The organism is Alteromonas sp. LOR (assembly GCF_000753865.1).
GTDB lineage: Bacteria > Pseudomonadota > Gammaproteobacteria > Enterobacterales > Alteromonadaceae > Alteromonas.
Map to the genome: position 1 here is coordinate 79084 of NZ_JQFW01000022.1, position 17428 is coordinate 96511.

At 43.2% G+C, this 17428-nt stretch carries 14 protein-coding genes; 5 read left to right on the forward strand and 9 right to left on the reverse strand.

Annotation, left to right across the window (positions count from 1 at the left end):
• Window positions 1–155 precede the first annotated feature (155 nt).
• Window positions 156–521, forward strand: coding sequence for a DUF4870 domain-containing protein (locus JV36_RS0109555; protein WP_032095810.1), 366 nt, complete (start codon window positions 156–158; stop codon window positions 519–521).
• A 95-nt stretch (window positions 522–616) separates the two neighbouring features.
• Here the strand turns inward: JV36_RS0109555 and JV36_RS0109560 are convergent, their stop codons facing one another.
• A complete protein-coding gene (locus JV36_RS0109560; RefSeq protein ID WP_032095811.1) occupies window positions 617–1102 on the reverse strand; it encodes a YchJ family protein in 486 nt (161 codons plus the stop codon).
• A 180-nt stretch (window positions 1103–1282) separates the two neighbouring features.
• Window positions 1283–1708 carry a hypothetical protein gene (locus JV36_RS0109565; protein WP_032095812.1) on the reverse strand — a complete coding sequence of 142 codons (426 nt, stop codon included), beginning with the start codon at window positions 1706–1708 and terminating at the stop codon, window positions 1283–1285.
• Between the two features lie 486 nt (window positions 1709–2194).
• On the opposite strand from JV36_RS0109565, the gene JV36_RS0109570 reads away from it, so the two are divergent.
• Window positions 2195–2626 carry a YqaA family protein gene (locus JV36_RS0109570; protein ID WP_235207817.1) on the forward strand — a complete coding sequence of 144 codons (432 nt, stop codon included), beginning with the start codon at window positions 2195–2197 and terminating at the stop codon, window positions 2624–2626.
• A 45-nt stretch (window positions 2627–2671) separates the two neighbouring features.
• On the opposite strand, the gene JV36_RS0109575 is transcribed toward JV36_RS0109570, so the two are convergent.
• Window positions 2672–3352, reverse strand: a complete 681-nt coding sequence (locus tag JV36_RS0109575; protein WP_032095813.1) for a sulfite oxidase heme-binding subunit YedZ — start codon at window positions 3350–3352, stop codon at window positions 2672–2674.
• 1 nt (window position 3353) lies between these two features.
• Window positions 3354–4361 carry a protein-methionine-sulfoxide reductase catalytic subunit MsrP gene (gene msrP / locus JV36_RS0109580; protein ID WP_032095814.1) on the reverse strand — a complete coding sequence of 336 codons (1008 nt, stop codon included), beginning with the start codon at window positions 4359–4361 and terminating at the stop codon, window positions 3354–3356.
• Window positions 4362–4753: 392 nt separating this feature from the next.
• On the opposite strand from msrP, the gene JV36_RS0109585 reads away from it, so the two are divergent.
• The gene (locus tag JV36_RS0109585) at window positions 4754–5812 is read left to right on the forward strand and encodes an RDD family protein (protein ID WP_032095815.1); all 1059 of its coding nucleotides are present in this window, start codon (window positions 4754–4756) and stop codon (window positions 5810–5812) included.
• Window positions 5813–5853: 41 nt separating this feature from the next.
• On the opposite strand, the gene JV36_RS0109590 is transcribed toward JV36_RS0109585, so the two are convergent.
• From JV36_RS0109590 to JV36_RS0109600, 3 genes are read right to left on the reverse strand one after another with little or no spacing between them, the layout of a single operon-like run.
• Window positions 5854–7197, reverse strand: coding sequence for an anti-phage deoxyguanosine triphosphatase (locus JV36_RS0109590; protein ID WP_081926588.1), 1344 nt, complete (start codon window positions 7195–7197; stop codon window positions 5854–5856).
• 19 nt (window positions 7198–7216) lie between these two features.
• Window positions 7217–7816 (reverse strand): 5'-deoxynucleotidase, encoded by a 600-nt coding sequence (gene yfbR, locus JV36_RS0109595; protein WP_032095816.1) that lies wholly within the window; start codon window positions 7814–7816, stop codon window positions 7217–7219.
• Between the two features lies 1 nt (window position 7817).
• Window positions 7818–9038 (reverse strand): pyridoxal phosphate-dependent aminotransferase, encoded by a 1221-nt coding sequence (locus JV36_RS0109600; RefSeq protein ID WP_032095817.1) that lies wholly within the window; start codon window positions 9036–9038, stop codon window positions 7818–7820.
• Window positions 9039–9319: 281 nt separating this feature from the next.
• Between JV36_RS0109600 and JV36_RS0109605 the strand changes: the two genes are divergently transcribed.
• Both JV36_RS0109605 and JV36_RS0109610 read left to right on the forward strand, forming a co-directional pair.
• Window positions 9320–10114 (forward strand): DUF2189 domain-containing protein, encoded by a 795-nt coding sequence (locus tag JV36_RS0109605; protein ID WP_032095883.1) that lies wholly within the window; start codon window positions 9320–9322, stop codon window positions 10112–10114.
• A 359-nt stretch (window positions 10115–10473) separates the two neighbouring features.
• The gene (locus tag JV36_RS0109610) at window positions 10474–10794 is read left to right on the forward strand and encodes a DUF3718 domain-containing protein (protein ID WP_032095818.1); all 321 of its coding nucleotides are present in this window, start codon (window positions 10474–10476) and stop codon (window positions 10792–10794) included.
• 104 nt (window positions 10795–10898) lie between these two features.
• Here JV36_RS0109610 and JV36_RS0109615 read toward each other — a convergent pair whose 3' ends face one another.
• Both JV36_RS0109615 and JV36_RS0109620 read right to left on the reverse strand, forming a co-directional pair.
• Window positions 10899–14036: an efflux RND transporter permease subunit gene (locus tag JV36_RS0109615; protein WP_081926589.1), complete on the reverse strand. Its 3138-nt coding sequence runs from the start codon at window positions 14034–14036 to the stop codon at window positions 10899–10901.
• Complete coding sequence (locus JV36_RS0109620) at window positions 14033–17419, reverse strand: efflux RND transporter permease subunit (protein ID WP_032095819.1); 3387 nt, start codon at window positions 17417–17419, stop codon at window positions 14033–14035. Before JV36_RS0109620 ends, JV36_RS0109615 begins: the two co-directional genes overlap by 4 nt.
• Window positions 17420–17428: the final 9 nt, after the last annotated feature.

Here is a 17428-nt window from a genome sequence, read left to right on the forward strand (position 1 = left end):
TTGCTGCTAATAATTACACCGTAGGAATGCGCCAAAGCTTTCACGATGTATCGAATTTAACAGCGATACTATAAACAACATTCAATAACCATGAACTGTTGAAAAACTAAATTCAATGTACACCTCATTCTAAAAACATAATTAAGGGAGTAGTAATGACAACGGAAGAAAAATTATATTGGGGGCTTACAGCACGAACATACTGCACGCTCATACATGTAAGCCAACTAGCGAGTATCGTTATACCTGGGCTGGGGCTTATTTTGCCTATTGTAATGTGGATAGCCCACAAAGACCAAAATGAAGACATAGATAAACACGGTAAAGTAACGGCAAACTGGCTTATAAGCTTGGTTATCTATTCAATAATCTGCGGAATTCTGCTGTTGATATTTATTGGTGCATTCGGATTAATGATTCTGGGCATTCTAAACTTAATTTTTGCGATTGTTGCAGCGTTAAAAGCCAACGGTGGCGAGCTGTGGCATTACCCATTGAGTATCAAGTTCTTTAAAGTATAGAAGCTCAGCATCTGCTCGTTACCTATACCTATTTGCCTGTGATGTATATCACAGGCCTACACTTTGCCCACATGCACATTCCTAGGCGACACTCACTACCGCAATTTTGTTGCACAGCACTGTTTAAACTTTTTATTGCTGCCACAAAGACATGGCAAATTCCGACCGTATTTTATTTTTCCACAGTCATCGTGAAGCGTGCCATCGTGATAACGCCATTGGTTATCCTCAATAAGGAAATTTGATGTTTCATGCAGCTGAAATAGGCTTTTGTTTTCGTAATAGAATGCCGTAAATTCAACAATATCAGATGTTGTTTCTTGAGCGGAGTGGGGCGTTACCTGAAGAGCAAACCACAAGGTGCCATCAGCACTTTGTTTAAGGTTTTCTAAGGTCAAGCCTTCTTGTTTTTCACGAGTGTAGGTATTCAGTACGTAATCGTACTGTTTTGTCGCATACGCTGAAAATCGAGAACGCATAAGTTGCTCTGCACTTTTCGGCGATTCGGTACCATTTAAAAAGGGCGCACAACAACGTTCAAAAGAAGCGGAAGAACAACAATAGCAACGCATAACACTCATCTACACTTAGGGTTTCATGACGGGGTAGTGTATCGCATTACCAGAGTGAATTGCGAAAAACACTGCGAGAGTGCATATTGAAAGCGTAGCCAAATAAGACTGCTATATTGCCTGTTTCCTCTCTATTTTCTCTCCATTTTTTTTACTTCTTCTGTGTTTCTTCTCTATTTCTTCTGTGTTTCACCAGGGGCCAATCGCAACATTTTTGCTCTGCTGAGTATTGTCTACTTTTACGTTAACTAAACTCACAGAGTAAAGTTCACAGAGCTTGCGGATCATGTCGCTGTCTGTGGGTTGTAAATCTAAATCTATATTTTCAACATACAGCGTTTTACATTGGCCGCCAGTGATGAGCTTACTTATCCACTCTGGTACTTTCTCTTTCTCAGGCTTTTGAATGCGAATAGCATTTACAACGTCTTTTGAAAACGCTACTGAGTCAGAGAGAAGATAACTCCACCCCTTGTCGTTTCTTTCTTCAAAGCTTCCTTTTCCTTCACCGGGGTAACCTTCAATGGGTAATGGAAGCTGAACTACATTTTCAACCGCGGTATTAGATACTGCGTTGCGAAGTGCATTGAATCGACAAACTGGTGAATTACTCATAGGACATACCTTATTTTTATAAAACCATTTAACTGTTTAAGTGTACAGTGTGTATGTATATACAGTAGTTGTGATGAATCCCTTTTGCAAGCAGTAGATTGTGTTTTTTTCGAACAACTGCGAGAAATCTATCTAAGTGCTTTTAAATAAAAGGAATTTTTATTACGCCGCAAAATTTGAATCTGGTACTGTTTGCAGGTGCAGGTGCAGGTGCAGGTGCAGGTATTAGTACAGGTGTTAGTACAAGTTTCAGTACAGGCGTCAGTACAAGTAAAAAACTAGAGATAAGAAATACCCGATATTTCTTGTGTGTACTTTTAAAGTAACCACGGGCTTTTTAGAAATTGGGCTGCACGTTTATTGATAACCTCACATACATTTGGCAGTGAGGTTAAGGCAAAGTGCTCGGGCAGTGAGTTTGAGGCAGTGAGTTTAAGGCAAAGTGATAAGGCAGTGAGGACAAAGCAATTATAAAAAGAGAGCATAATGAACTTCTTTGTTAATCTTGGTTATGCGGGCATGTTTGTCAGTGCATTTTTGGCTGCCACAATATTGCCCTTCAGTTCAGAAATAGTTATTACAGCACTGTATAGCAATGGACTCTCTGGTTGGGGTTTATTGTTAGTGGCGTCCAGTGGAAATATTCTAGGTGCTCTGGTGAACTACGCACTGGGTTTTAAATACGGCAGGGTGGTCGCTACAAAGCTTTTAAGAATAGGCGAAAAAGCGTTTCTCCGCGCTTCTCACTTTTTTACCCGTTGGGGAAAGTGGAGCCTGCTTTTGTGTTGGGTGCCAATTATTGGCGACCCAATCACGCTAGTAGCAGGAGTGCTTCGCAGTAATTTTTGGTTTTTCCTTTGTGTTGTTACTATGGCGAAAACCGCTCGCTATTCACTGCTACTATTCATACTGTCATAAATCGTTCAATGCGCTATTGAAGAATCATACGCTGAAAGTAAATAATTAAGGGTATTGAGGGCTACTTGCTTTAGCCGCTGATTTTTTTGCCTGATTACGACTTCTTTTCTTTCTATATGTCATTAGCCACTGTTTTGCTCTTGGTGCTAAGAGGATGATTCCCGCTAACCAATACCAAATGGGCTCTTGCCAAAAGGTTTTTTGTGACCAGCTAAAGTGCAAAAGAGTCAGTGGTAATATGAGGTAAATTGCATTGTGCAGCTGCTGCCAACGCTTCCCCATTTTTCTTTGTATTACCTTAAAAGAAGTCGCAGTAAGAGCTAATAGTAGCAATAACGCCACCATGCCAACCACAATGTAAGGGCGACTAACGAGTTCACTTAGCACTAGCGCCATATCAAGTTGAAGCTCAAACAAAACGTAGGTACTCAAATGAGCCAATGCGTAGACGAACACATACACACCAAGCATTCTTCTGAACTGAATGGGAGCTGGGCTACGCATTTGCTTAGCCATTGGACTGAGCAATAGGGTAATGAATAAAAGATGAATTGCCCAGATGCCGGTCTCGTTTAAGAGTGTATCCACTGGGTCCGGCCCTAGCGTGTCGGTAATTCCAGCGTAGAACAGCCACACTAAGTAACCGAGAGCGACTACGTGAATGACTGATTTAATTGAACGTCTGAGCCATGGAGACAGGCGCAGGGGAGCTTTCCTAGGTGCCATATTAGTAAAACTTTGCCAAGTTCATATCCGAATAAAGAGGAGCCACTTCTGAATACCCATTGAACAGCTGCGTTTCTATTCGGTTTCGAGATAAAAGACCACCAGAGGTAATTCGACGTTCGCTGGCCTGACTCCAACGAGGATGAGAGACCTTAGGATTCACGTTGGCATAAAAACCGTATTCATTTGAGGCAAGTCGATTCCACGTCGTTGGGGGTTGTTTATCTGTCAAACGGATACGCACCACAGACTTGATACTTTTAAACCCATACTTCCAAGGTACAACCAACCGAATGGGGGCTCCGTTTTGTGGGGGCAGGGTTTTCCCGTATAATCCAACCGACATCAGCGTTAATGGATGCATAGCCTCATCTAAGCGTAAGCCCTCAACATAGGGGTACTCAATACCTCCACCCAAAAATCGATTACTTTGCCCTGGCATTTGTTCTGGTTCATACAGGGTCTCAAATGCCACGTACTTTGCTGACATTAATGGATCGGCTTGTTTGATAAGTGCTGCTAATTCAAACCCTATCCAAGGCACCACCATCGACCACGCTTCAACACAGCGCAAACGATAAATGCGCTCTTGCAGTGGAAAGCGCTTTGTCAGTGAGTCATGGTCGAGAACTAATGGCTTTTTAACTAAACCATCTATTTTCAATGTCCATGGGTCGGTTTTAAATTCACTGGCGTTTTCTGCTGGCGCATCTTTTGATGTGCCAAACTCATAAAAATTATTGTACGACGTGACTTTCTTTTCTGGGGTTCGAGTCTCATTAATTTGATACTGACTAGGTTTGGTAAAATCCAGCGGCTTACTTTGAAAGGTTGCTTTCTCTTTCTCGTCTTCCCAAAACCAATCAGCCGCACTTGCAGATTGTGCAAGTAGCGTTGACGCGCCGACAAACCCAAGAGACTTAAGCAATGATCTCCGGTTCATATAAACACTTTCATCGGTAACATGATTGTCGGTTAGCCTTACTGAAGGCTTAAAAGGTTTAGACATACTTACACCATAATTATTGAGCGCGCTTAGATATTAAAAACTGAAAAGCAGCTAACGTCGACTGCGCGCGGAGGCACCAAGGTTACATTACTTACGTGAAGACAAGGCTTTAGGATTGCACCTGTATTAAATGCCTTGTATTACAAGCCTAGTTTTACACGCGTTTTATTACATGAAATTACACACGCGAATTTTATAAAAAGTCACTACAGATTTAACACGTATAAAATAAGACCCATTTAATAAGAATAAAATTTCATGAATTAAAAAGAACACGCCCTAAATAAACCCACAATGCTTTTTTATGCATAGTAATCAATAGCTTTAGCTTGTTCTGAAAATGAAAAGCGCGTAACTTGAATGATTTACATATTTAAATAACAAGTATAAAAATGAAAGCCAACGAAATAGAGCAATTAGCGCTGTCTGGCTCAGAAACCAGAAATGTTATAACCCCGTATGCCTTTAAAGTTGACCAGGCGCTATTAGGCATTCCTTTGGCTCCACCTATTAAACGCGCAATGGCAATGATCATTGATGTCATTCTAATATTTATGGCTGCAAAGCTTAGCGCAACGTTAATTGCCTTTGTCGCTGCTATGGCTTTTTATAAAGGCACAGCACAACAATACCTTCCTAAAATGTCGTCGTTTTGGCGCAGAGCCCTTAAGCTTTTTGCAGCAGGCTTTTTATTTGTAAGCTCGCTAACGGTACTCTCGTTAGCCATAGACTTCTTTGAAGACGACAGCACTCTGCAAGGAATACAAATAAACAAAGCAGAACAAAAAGATGAGTTAAGTGAGCATGATAAATCAATAATTCGCACATATTTAGCGCAAACAGACGATGATAAAAATTGCGATGATATTTGCCAAAGTGCTGCTAGCGCTAATTTAGTTGCTCAATTGCCTGAACTTGCTGAAATTGAAGACACTGGAAATAGTCAAGCTGCTCGAGCGCTATTGCACTTAATGGTTATAGCTGATGATGAACCTATGGCAGCAGATGATGTTGAAAATGTAGATTCAGCGCCAGAGAGTATTACGGGCCAAGATAGAAACGAAAATACAAACGAAAACAATACAACACCTGTAACCAGTATCTTGCAGTGGGGCAAAGGTATTATACAAGACCTAGGTTTAGGTTTTGGTTGGGCTGCTGTTTACTTTACCTTGTTCTCGTTACTTTGGCGCGGGCAAACTCCAGGTAAAAAAGTGTGTAATATTCGCGTGGTTTCACTAAGCGGTGAGCCACTGGGCATGCTTGATTGCTTTGGCCGCTACGGCGGTTACGGAGCAGGTTTTGCGACAGGGTTATTAGGCTTTTTACAGGTTTACTGGGATCCAAACAGACAGGCTATTCAGGATAAAATATCAGCCACCGTGGTTATTCAGGGGAGTGTGAACCAAGTTGTGAATGCAACAACTGTTGCGGATGCGGTTAACGATTAGCTTTGACAACTTAACCTAATAATCTTGTTCTACACCTAGCGCTAGATATGGAAGCTGTCTTGAATACCGCCTTGTTTAGGGGAAAATATACTGCTGTAAAGGCGAGATGCAAATTCGTCGGTCATACCTGATATATAGTCGGCGATCACACGCATTCCGTTTCCCGCTTCCTCTGCTTTACGCCAGCGCTCTTGTGTGTTCTCTGGCAGCAAGCGGGCAGGATCTGAGGCAAAGGCTTCAAAGAGCTCCATCACCACCAATTGCCCTTTATATTCTAACAGCTGAACATCAGGCCGACGTATTACCTTTCTAAACACAAATCGCTTAAATAGCGCCAATGCTTCGCCAAAGCCTTGGGGCATGGTGGCATTAAAAGCTAATAGCGGATGAGAAAAGCCGTCTACCTTTTGAATTTCGATAGCAGTGATAAAGCTGTTTACCAGCGCGCCAATAGCATTTTTACGCTCGTGGTGGGCGTGACTAAACAATTTTGCGGTCAGCGATTCGATATTATCTGAAAGCCATGGAATAGACAGAGCTTTTAATGGGTTCGTCACATCTTCTATGAAATGCGTTTTTTGCACCATATCCATGACAATGGCATCTTCTAAATCGTGGATGCCGTAGGCAATATCATCGGCCAGCTCCATAATAGAACAATCAAATGACTTGAAGCAGGTTTTACTGTGAGCGCTTGTTCTGCCAGTAAATCGCATAAACAACTGTTTATCGTCATTGTTTAGCGGAGCAAGTAGCCAATCGAACAAGGGCTTATCACATTGGAATAACCCTTTAGGCGGGTGCCAATCATCGGCTTTAACTTGGCGCAATGATTGGGGCCGAGCGCCAGCAGCCTCTTTAGTATGCAGTGTATTTATGAAGTTGGGATATTTGACTAACCCTAAAATACTGCGTCGGCATAAATTCATGCCATGGTCGGCCGTGTACGGCTCCAACTGAGTAACAATACGAAACGTTTGCCCGTTACCCTCGAAACCACCGTGCTCATGCATCATATAGTTGAGCGCAATTTCTCCACCATGACCAAAAGGAGGGTGGCCAATGTCATGAGCTAAACAGATGGTTTCAATTAAGGTTGGGTCGAGCACTAAGTCTTTGGCTATATCGGGAAATTTGTTCCAAAGCTGCGCGGTGATCCCCGTACCTATTTGAGCGGCCTCTAGCGAGTGCGTTAGTCGAGTTCGGTAAAAATCACTTAAACCAACGCCCAATACTTGTGTTTTTGCTTGAAGCCGTCGAAAAGCGGCGCTGTGGAGTACTCTTGCTTTATCTCTTTGGTAAGGATTTCTGTGATCGCCGTCTCTCGATTCGCTGCGAGGAAGGCGACGCTCGTGTAAATCTAATTCCCATTGAGATATCGTCACAGTAACTCCTTTTTGAATGTTACATTTCGTCTTGGGTTATTTCATCAAGACTCAACGAAAAGCTCGGTACATATTGAGTGAGAAAATAATCCACTTCTTCAGAGTGATACTCTTTCAATATCTTATCCAAGCGTTTCTTTGCTAGCGTGAACTCGCGATTTCCAGCGGCAATTTCTTCTAACGTTTTTAGATAAGCACACAGCACATCCGCTGCTTTCACAATGAAAGCATCTTCTGGGTTATGGTTTTGTGAATCTATCAGCGCGGCATAGTCATCGCGAAAGGATTCAGGCGCCATTTCAATGAGCTTATTTTCCGCTATCTTTTCTATCTTTTTATATTCTTCTTTTATCGCCGGGTTGAAGTACTTAACCGGCGTGGGAAGGTCACCAGTCAACACCTCAGATACGTCATGAAACATGGCCATTGTGGCTATACGCTCTGGATTAACGGTGCCACCGAAAAATTTATTTTTGATAAGCGCAAGGGCATGAGCAACCATTGCCACCTGTAAGCTGTGTTCCTGCACATTTTCGGTACGCACATTGTGCATCAGTGGCCAGCGATTAATTAACTTAAGCCGAGATAAGTGAGCGAAGAAATGACTTCTATCTGACATATTAAGCTCCCTGCTTATAGGTTCTAAAGAAATTTCCAATTCTATGCAGGGCAGGCACTAAAACGTCACTGTGAGGTAAAAATACCAAGCGGAAGTAAATGCCACTATTAAGGTTGAATGCTTTGCCATGTACCAGCAGAATTTTTTCCGAGCTAAGCAAGTCTAAAATCATTTGCTCATCGTTGTGAATGTTGAATTTTTTCTCGTCCACTCGGGCAAAGCAGTACATAGCGCCTTTAGGTTTAACGCAGTGTATGCCATCGATGCCGTTTAGCATGTCAGTAGTCACATCTCGCTGAATACGCAGCCTTCCGTTTTCGTTTACCAAGTCGTCAATACTTTGGTATCCGCCAAGTGCAGTTTGAATAGCGCTTTGACAAGGTACGTTTGCGCACATTCTCATTGAAGAGAGAATGTTGAGCCCTTCAATATAATCTGAGGCTAGTCGCTTATTACCACTAACCAATAGCCAGCCAGCACGAAATCCGGCAACACGGTAGTTCTTACTTAAACCACTAAAAGTAACAAAAAACACGTCATCGGCTAGCGATGCAATGCTGGTGTGTTTCGCATCGTCATAAAGAATTTTATCGTAAATTTCATCACTGAATACAACAAGTCCATGTTGCCGCGCTAATTCAACAATGTCTTGAAGTAGCGCTTCATCATACACAGCCCCCGTGGGGTTATTCGGGTTAATCAGAACAATTGCACGGGTTTTGCTGGTGATCTTGCTTTTAATATCATCAAGGTCAGGAAACCAATCGGCCTGTTCATCGCAATGATAATGAACCGGAGAGCCTGACGATAGACTTACCGCTGCTGTCCACAGTGGATAGTCAGGGCTTGGAATAAGCACTTCGTCACCATGATTAAGCAGTGCTTGCATCGCCATCATGATGAGTTCGCTGACCCCGTTACCAATATAAACATCGTCAACGCGAATATCTTTGATATTTCGCTGTTGATAGTACTGCATAACTGCTACACGCGCCGCGTAAATTCCCGTTGAGTCTGAATACCCTTGGGAAGTCGGCAGATTATGAATAACGTCTTTCACTATGTCGTCGGGGGCTTCAAAGCCAAACGGGGCAGGGTTACCGATATTCAATTTCAATATGCGATGACCTTCGTCTTCCATCTTTTTAGCTTGTGCTGCTATTGGGCCTCGAATGTCATAACAAACGTTATCTAATTTATGTGAGCGAGATACAGTTTTCATGGTCTATCTGGTTGATTTACATGCCTTGAGATTATCGCAATCCACAGTGAGATGCGACGGCAATTTAGATGAATTCAGCGAATGACGACACTTTTTATCCCTCATTGCACAAATTGCGAACAATAATGGTGATGGCTATCCTTTTGACTATCCATTTGTCTATAAAGTTATAAAATTTATGTTAATAACTTGTGAACTTATTCATATAAGCCTATCGTAAGAATAAGGTGTTTATAAAAACACCAAGAAAAAGCAAGTTTACCATCAGAGGTGATTTTAATATGTCGCACCATTTTAAAGAAACTCCAGAAAATGCGATTACTCAAAGTGGCATTGCGCGTGTCATTCCCTGTAAAGAATTAGATGTTGGCGACCCCATAAAATGGTTGTCATTGGCGTTGCGAGACGCCATGCGAGCGCCAGGATTAACAGTTTTCTATGGTGTACTGTTCGCCGTTATTCCATGGTTCATTATGTATTTAGTTGAAATGACGGGTTGGCACTTGGTTATTCTGCCTGCCATCGTATGCTTTATGTTGATAGGCCCGTTTTTAGCCGCAGGTCTTTACGATGTAAGCTGGGAAATGGAAAAAGGTCACAAACCTACGTTAAGACATTCATTGCGAGCAATGCGAAGAAATGCATTTAATGAGTGGGGTTTTGCGCTACTCATCATGGTCATGATGATTTTTTGGCTACGTGTAGCGTCGCTAATCCATGCCCTTTATCCTCCTTATATCGATAACAATCTTGAGAGTTTACTACCGTTTCTAATGTTGGGCACCTTAGTGGGGGCGGCATTTACCATGATCATGCTGTTTATTACTGCATTCACTCAACCAATACTCATGGAGCGCAAAGTCGATCTTGCTACCGCTGTGCTAACGAGTGTCAACGCGGTGTGGTTAAATAAAGTTCCCATGTTGATTTGGGCGGCAATAATTTTCTCGGCCGTTGCCATAGGATTTGTCACTGGGTTTGTCGGTTTTATCATTCTAATGCCGCTTATTGGATATGGGTCTTGGCATGCTTATATCGACGCGATAGAAACGAAAGTCGAAAGAAAATACGAGTAAAATGTAGTTTTATTACAAAATAAAATGGCATTTCAGTGTGAAAAATAATCTGAAATGCCATTTTTTTTGTTAAAATTTCAGAATTGGAGGTTCAAAAAAACGTTTTTTATACTTTAGTATTAGAGTTTTTTGTTTCTCATTTCCTATTTGTAATAACAATCTGGAATATTGATTTCAATTAAATCTCTATATTTCAATTGGTTAAGCTATTAATTATGTATTAACAATTGAATTTACTGCAAATTTACCTACCTTACACAACATTACAACAGAAAAAGTTTCAATCTTGATGCATAACTAATAGGCGCTCAGGAATGACCTGAGTGCTAAAAACCTTTTTATGCATCGAGGAAAACATTATGAAATTGCTAAAGACCATTATTGCTACAGCAACGTTATCAATAGCATGCAGTGCAAGTGCTGCTACTTCAGAAAAAGAAGTACGCTTTGTTGGTGAAACTGAATTTGCAGGATTTTGCAAAGCCATTATCAACGACGACATCAAAACTTTCCGTTCAAATATATCACGCAATGTAGGCCGTATTGGTGATAGCCAGCGTCAGGTACTACGATTAGTTACCTCAGACACAGGGTTAACCTGTAATGGAAGTAACCTCATTCAGTTTTCAGCTGAACGTGGCGCTGATACGGTTCACGAATACCTTACTTCACGTAGTTAGGGTAAGCGTTGACTATGGTTAATATGAGAAGGCGGGTGGTGCTGTTCTTTAAAAGAACATCACACACCCAGCCAGGAAGTCATAACTGGTTAATGATGCTTGGCTCAAACCCTTACCCAACGCGACACTCTGTTGCGTCCGTTGATAAAGAGTCGCTGAGTGTGGAATCTCAACTTGAGGAGTAGTACATATGCTAACGGCACAAGGAACAAGCTGGTTAGTGTAGAAAATAGCAAACCTCCAATAATGGCGATGGCCATTGGGGAATAAGGTGGACCATCGCCGCCTATCCGCGTTGTGCCTATGGCAAGCGGAATTAGCCCCAGCACAGTGGTTGCCACTGTCATGAGTATGGGTCTTATTCGGGTAACGCACCCTTCAACAACCGCGTCATACAAAGAGAGTCCCTCATTGACCAGCTGATTAATTCTATCTACCAGCACAATACCATTATTTACTACAATGCCCATAAGTATAAGCATACCAATCATACCCATTACTGACATTGATGTTCCGGTTACCATAAACGCCCAAAATACGCCGGTGAAGGAAAACAATAATGATGTTATGACGGATGTAGGTAAGATCAGCGATTCGAACAACGCTGCCATCACCACGTATATCATGCAAAGCGCCAATAGCATGTTCATCTGCATAACCGCATTAGCTTCATCTTGGCGAGAGAAACTGCCGTCCAAAGTCCAAGTATAGCCCGTAGGCAGGGTAATATTCTCGAGGGCTACCTCTATTTGCTGTCTAGCCTGTTCGGTGGTGGTTTCACCCTCAAGGTTGGCACCAATAGCCAACGCGGTTTGGCGATAACTACGGTTAATTTGCGACAGCTGAGGCTTTATTTCAAAATCAGCAATCATATTAAGGGTAATTGATTGGTTTTGGGCAAAGCCGATATTAATATTTTTGAGTGCACTGAGTGAGGACTGAATATCGCTACCATACTTGAGCTGTACGTTAACCTCTCCAGCGTCGCTGTAGCGAAACGTCCTTAGATTACTACCGCGAAGGGCGGTAGCAACTAGTTTGGCCACATCATTAACCGCAATACCGAATCGATTGGCTTTTTCTCTGTCAATTCGAATCTGAACTTCGTCACGGGTTGAGCCTGTATCAGCCTTCACATCTTTAAGTCCTTCCACTTTGGCAAGAACCGGCACCAGCTGGTCTGAAATTTTCATTAATTGCTCTGAAGACTCGCCAAGCAATGTCACTCGAATACCGCCACCACTTCCACTTTCCCACTGAAATGTGGGGCGTGCTCTTACGAAAGAGGGCATAGACTCACGGATATCCTCTTTGATCTGGCTAACCGGCACAGGTAGGTCGTCATTAAGCGTAAGGCCGCTTGTGGCATACCCTGGAGTAAAATAGGTGTATACCTGTTTAATATGAAAGCGTTCTTGATTTTCATACAAATAGGCTTCCATTTTTTCAACCGTATTTTCTACCTCCGATAGGGTGTAGTTTTCGGTAATGTGGTAATTCAGCCAAATGCGTTCTTGGTTGTTATTACCATCATCATCTGACGTCACCGCCTGCATGGGAATAATAGTGGATGCCAGAATACCAACAGCAATAAGTGATGTTTTACCCTGATTGTTAAGTACCCACTGAAGTATTTTCCCGTAACGAGAAATGTAAGCCGGGGGCGCTGACTGCTTGACCACCGGAATTTTCACTTTAGTGGTCAGTAAGGGAATGAGGGTTTTCGCAATAAAAAGAGAGGCAAATAGCGAAATACAAATGGCAACTGCTACATGCTCTAAGAAGATGGTTACGTCAATTTTAACGCCAATGATATTGGGTAAAAATACAATGGCGGTGGTTGCGGTACCCGCAATTACGGCCAAGCTTACCTTGTTGACTCCGCTTTGTGTGGCATAACCAATATCATTGTTTTTCTGGCGCTCTTGAAAAATACTTTCAGTCACTACCACCGCATTATCTACCAGCATACCAACGGCCAGCATCAGTCCCATCAGTGACAGTATATTTAGGGTATAACCCAGTAAATACATGACGCCCAGGGCGATACATATTGAAAATGGCACCGACAGCACAACAATAAGTGTGGTGACCAGCTGGCGCAAAAATAAGTATAAAACGATGACTGACAGTAGTGCACCTAGCAAACCCGCACTTAACAAGTCGCTTAGAGAAGACGTAACGCTTTTGGCGGTGTCGTCCATTACAAAAAGGTTGATACCCGAAAACTCAGGGTCGTTTTTTGCTTCATTGATCACGGCCATTACGGCGTCTGATACGTTGACCAAGTTACTACCAGATTCACGAAAAACATTGAAACCTACAGCAAAGCTTCTGTCTAAATGGCGTCCTTCGTGTCGCAAAGGCAATTCATAGTTGACTTCGGCCACATCCGATAAACGAATATTGGGTTTGATCCACATTTGTTTAAAGTCGTTGATGTCGTCAAATTCACCTGTTGGGTTAACAAGCACCTTTTGACCATCGTTATACATGTAGCCTGCAGTTAGGGAAAAGTTAGCCCCCTGTAATTTTCGTTCAAGCTCATTACTGTCTATGCGATAGGTAGAAAGCTTTTTAGCGTTCAGCCGAATAGTGATTTGACGTTTCATGGTGCCATAAAGCTCAACTTTCGACACGCCGGGTACTCGCTCGAGCGGGTGCTTTAGATTGCGCTCAAGTAAATCGTAAGCGTTAGAAAGATCCCGATCGCTAGACACACGCAGCTGAAAAATAGGCATGTCATTGGTGTTAAATTTATACACCATTATGCGTTCAATATCTGAAGGCAGCTCATTTCTTATCGCGTCTACCTTTTCCCTTGCCTCGATACTTTTGGCTTTAAGATTTTCTTCCCAATCAAACTCAACAACGATTTCTGCTTTATTATCATAAGAACGGGCCTGCAGGCGCTTAATCCCTGACATGGTGGCAATGGCCGCTTCCACAGGCCGCGTTATCATGGTTTCTACCTCAATTGGGGTAGCATCAGGGTAGGGGATTTCGATAACCATTTGGGGTATATCAATACCGGGAAACTTCTCTAACGGAAGCAGTCTAGAAGACACTAATCCAAACAGCAGCATGGAGAAAAATAGCATGCCTATGGTGACGGGTTTGTTAAGGGCAAATCTTGCTAACGCCGCGCCTATACCCGCTACTTTACCAGCACCAACATCAGCAAGAGTGTCTACGCGACCTACCTCGTCTCCAGTGGGCGGCTTTTTTTGTGAAGGCTTCATAGCGCGCCTCCTTTTGCAATAGGCTCGTTGCGTGTCATCACTGCACTGGTATCCACAGGTATTTTTTTATTGTCGAATAAGCTATACAGCACCGGCAGTAAAATGAGCGTAAGTAAGCTGGCAAAGAGTAATCCAAAAATAACCGTTACCGCCATAGGTGTTCTTATTTCCGCACCCTCACCAAAACCTAATGCCATGGGGAGCAAACCGAGAACGGTTGTCAATGTAGTCATTACAATGGGTCGTAAACGGGTTTGGGCAGCGTCAACAATGGCAGCGTGTTTTTCCATTCCGTCTCTGCGCAGCTGATTTATTCTATCGACAAGCACAATGGCGTTGTTCACAACAATACCGCACAGCATAATTAGCCCGATAAACACCACTACACTAAGCGGCGTGTTAGTGAGCCATAAGCCATATACTGAGCCTGCGCCTGCAAGTGGCACTGCAAACAAAATAAGGAGGGGATGAAGCAAGGATTCAAACTGCGACGCCATAACCAGGTACACCATAAATACTGCCAGGGCGAGAGCAAATTGCAGCGAGCGGAAGCTGTTTTGCATATCTTCACTTTGACCTGCAATGGTGGCGCTGAGTGAGAGGGGAAGTTGTGTTTCGTCAAGAACAGTATTCGCAACCTCAACAGCTTCGTCTAGCTTTCCTTTCGCTAAATTTGCCGTAACGATAGCGACACGCTGCTGCCCCACACGGGTAATTTCACTTGGACCCACGCTCATGTAAACATCGGCTACTGCGCTTAAGGGAATAGGCTGTGTTGAACGAGGGTTAATAACAATTGCTCTTACGCCCGCTATATCGTTGCGCTGACTTTCAATAGTGCGAACCAGTACATCAACCTTTCTATCTTCAACACTGTATTGGGTGGCAATGCGCCCGCCCACTTTGGCTCCGATCAGTTGCGACACAGTGGCTGCATCTAAGTTTAGCCGAGCAAGCTTAGCGTGATCGAAGACTATTTTAAGCTCTGGATTGCCATCGCGAATGCTGGTGGTTACATCGGTAAAATTCGCAAAGCTTGCCAGCTTAAGCGCAATAGCGTCTCCATATTCTTGCAACTGATTTAAATCGTAACCCGTAATTTCCACTTGAATTGGCGATGAAAAGCTAAAGAGTTCAGGCTCAGAAAACACTGATTCGATGTTTGGTTTGTTGTTTAGATAATCACGCAAGGTATTCTGAACCTGCTGCATGTCACCTTGGGTGGCATTGGCGTGCATAACCACATTTAAGCGACCCCAATGATCGCCACCTTGATTAGGCGCAGCACTTATGAGGCTGCCCGTTCCAGACATAGCATAAGTACGCTGCACTTTTGTGTGCGATCCGCTCTGTTGTTCGTCTTCTGGACCACTACCCACACTGTTCTTCTCATTAAATACAACGGCCGCTAGTGCGTTGAGTTCGGCATCGGTTTTCTGCAAAGGAGAACCTGCTGGTAAGGTGATTTCTACTGAGAACTCTCCTTGTGACATGGTGGGAATGAGTTCCATACCCAACTGAGGTAACAGTAAAACCCCTCCAGCAGACACGGCTACTGCAATACCTAGCACTGCAGTTCGAGCGCGAAGGCTTGCTTTCAGTAACACTTCATACGCTTTTGATAGGCCATCAAACCCTTTGGAAAACAGCCAAACAAGGGGTGTGAACACTACCGATAAACATCTGCTGATGATGTGCCACGCACCAATTATCAAGGTCACAAGAGCGGCAGGTAAGAAAATAAAAACAAATTTAAACAGTGCTCTAACAGGCCAGGTGGCGTAAAACGCTATTTTACCTAACAGACTAGTGGGGGCAGTTTTTACAGAGGCTGACGGGTTATCGAATGTATCTTGGTGAGATAATTGTTGCGTTGATTTTCTTCTCGCCATCGCCGGAATGATGGTGAGTGCCACCACGAGAGATGCAGCAAGGGCAAAGGAAACCGTTAGTGCTTGGTCTCGAAATAACTGACCAGCAATGCCTTCAACAAATATAAGCGGAACGAAGACGGCCATGGTGGTTAATGTAGAGGCGATTATCGCACCTGATACTTCTTTGGTGCCCTTAGAGGCCGCCTCAAATTGCGTAGCGTCTTCGCCATGTTGAGCCTTTGTTAAGCCACGTTTGTGTTTGCGGTGGCGGTCAATATTTTCAAGCACAACAATGCTGTTATCTACCAATAGTCCAACAGCAAGGGCGATACCGCCAAGGCTCATCATATTTAAGCTTATGTTGTTGGCATACATTAAATTAAACGTGGCAATAACAGACACAGGAATAGACACAGTAATGATGACCGTTGCCCAGAAGTCTTTTAGAAACAAATACAGCACCAACATGGCTAGAATGCCGCCCACAATGGCTGCTGACTTCACGTTGTCGATGGCCTGTTTTATAAACACGCTCTGATCATAAGTTTGATCAAGTGCATAATTTGAGGGGAGGGCTTTTTGTACTTCTTGCAGTCGACGTGACACATTTGTAGCCACATCCACCGCATTAGCGTCACCTTCTTTATAGATTGCTATTTCAACACCTTCAGTGCCATTAAAGCGCGTGATGACACTTCTGTCTTTATAAGCACTTTGTACAACGGCAACATCTTTTAACTGGATGTTTCGATTACCTGAGCGGCCGATAAATAAGTTTTCGATATCGTCTAGTGTTTCAAACTGGTTTAGTGTTCGAACTAAAAAGGCTTGGGCGGCATTGTCTATTCTTCCGCCTGCGGCGTTAACATTTTCTGCTTTTATACGCTCAACAATATCTGTAATAGGAATGGATAGTTGACTGGCTTTACGCTGGTCAATAAGTATGTGAATTTCATTTTCTAGCCCTCCGCCTAATCGCACGGCCGCAACACCTTCAACAGACTCTAAGCCTCGTTTTACTTGTTGTTCGGCGTATAAACGCAAGCGCTTCATACCGCTTTCGGAAAGGTTTTCGGTGTCAGTAGTGAGGCCTAACTTGATGACGGGATCTAAGCTGGGGTTAAAACGCAGCAGTCGAGGCTTTTCAATGTCCAGAGGAAGTCGAAGTACGTCTAGTTTTTCTCTTACTTCTAAGCTGGCAAAGTCCATGTCCGTACCCCAAGCAAAGGATAAGACTACGTCTGATTGGCCTGCACGTGAGGTAGAGGTAACTTTACGCACGCCTTTAACGACGCCGATGGATTCTTCGATGGGCTTAGATACCAGTTGTTCTATTTCTGCGGGAGCGGCGCCATCGTAATCGGTGCGTATAGTTAAAGTGGGGTAAGACAAATCAGGCAATAAATTCACCGACAGCCTACCAAGAGACACCATACCAAATAACAACACCGCGAAAGTAAACATAGAAACGGCGACGGGACGCTTAACAGCAATATCGACAATACGCATAATACTATT

Bases quoted from the DNA above. Each gene is read 5' to 3' on its own strand.
- JV36_RS0109605 (WP_032095883.1), top strand. From the start codon at position 9,320: ATGTCGCACCATTTTAAAGAAACTCCAGAAAATGCGATTACTCAAAGT.
- JV36_RS0109570 (WP_235207817.1), top strand. From the start codon at position 2,195: ATGAACTTCTTTGTTAATCTTGGTTATGCGGGCATGTTTGTCAGTGCA.
- JV36_RS0109600 (WP_032095817.1), bottom strand. From the start codon at position 9,038: ATGAAAACTGTATCTCGCTCACATAAATTAGATAACGTTTGTTATGAC.
- JV36_RS0109615 (WP_081926589.1), bottom strand. From the start codon at position 14,036: ATGAAGCCTTCACAAAAAAAGCCGCCCACTGGAGACGAGGTAGGTCGC.
- JV36_RS0109575 (WP_032095813.1), bottom strand. From the start codon at position 3,352: ATGGCACCTAGGAAAGCTCCCCTGCGCCTGTCTCCATGGCTCAGACGT.
- JV36_RS0109555 (WP_032095810.1), top strand. From the start codon at position 156: ATGACAACGGAAGAAAAATTATATTGGGGGCTTACAGCACGAACATAC.
- JV36_RS0109560 (WP_032095811.1), bottom strand. From the start codon at position 1,102: ATGAGTGTTATGCGTTGCTATTGTTGTTCTTCCGCTTCTTTTGAACGT.
- JV36_RS0109620 (WP_032095819.1), bottom strand. From the start codon at position 17,419: ATGCGTATTGTCGATATTGCTGTTAAGCGTCCCGTCGCCGTTTCTATG.
- yfbR (WP_032095816.1), bottom strand. From the start codon at position 7,816: ATGTCAGATAGAAGTCATTTCTTCGCTCACTTATCTCGGCTTAAGTTA.
- msrP (WP_032095814.1), bottom strand. From the start codon at position 4,361: ATGTCTAAACCTTTTAAGCCTTCAGTAAGGCTAACCGACAATCATGTT.
- JV36_RS0109565 (WP_032095812.1), bottom strand. From the start codon at position 1,708: ATGAGTAATTCACCAGTTTGTCGATTCAATGCACTTCGCAACGCAGTA.
- JV36_RS0109585 (WP_032095815.1), top strand. From the start codon at position 4,754: ATGAAAGCCAACGAAATAGAGCAATTAGCGCTGTCTGGCTCAGAAACC.
- JV36_RS0109610 (WP_032095818.1), top strand. From the start codon at position 10,474: ATGAAATTGCTAAAGACCATTATTGCTACAGCAACGTTATCAATAGCA.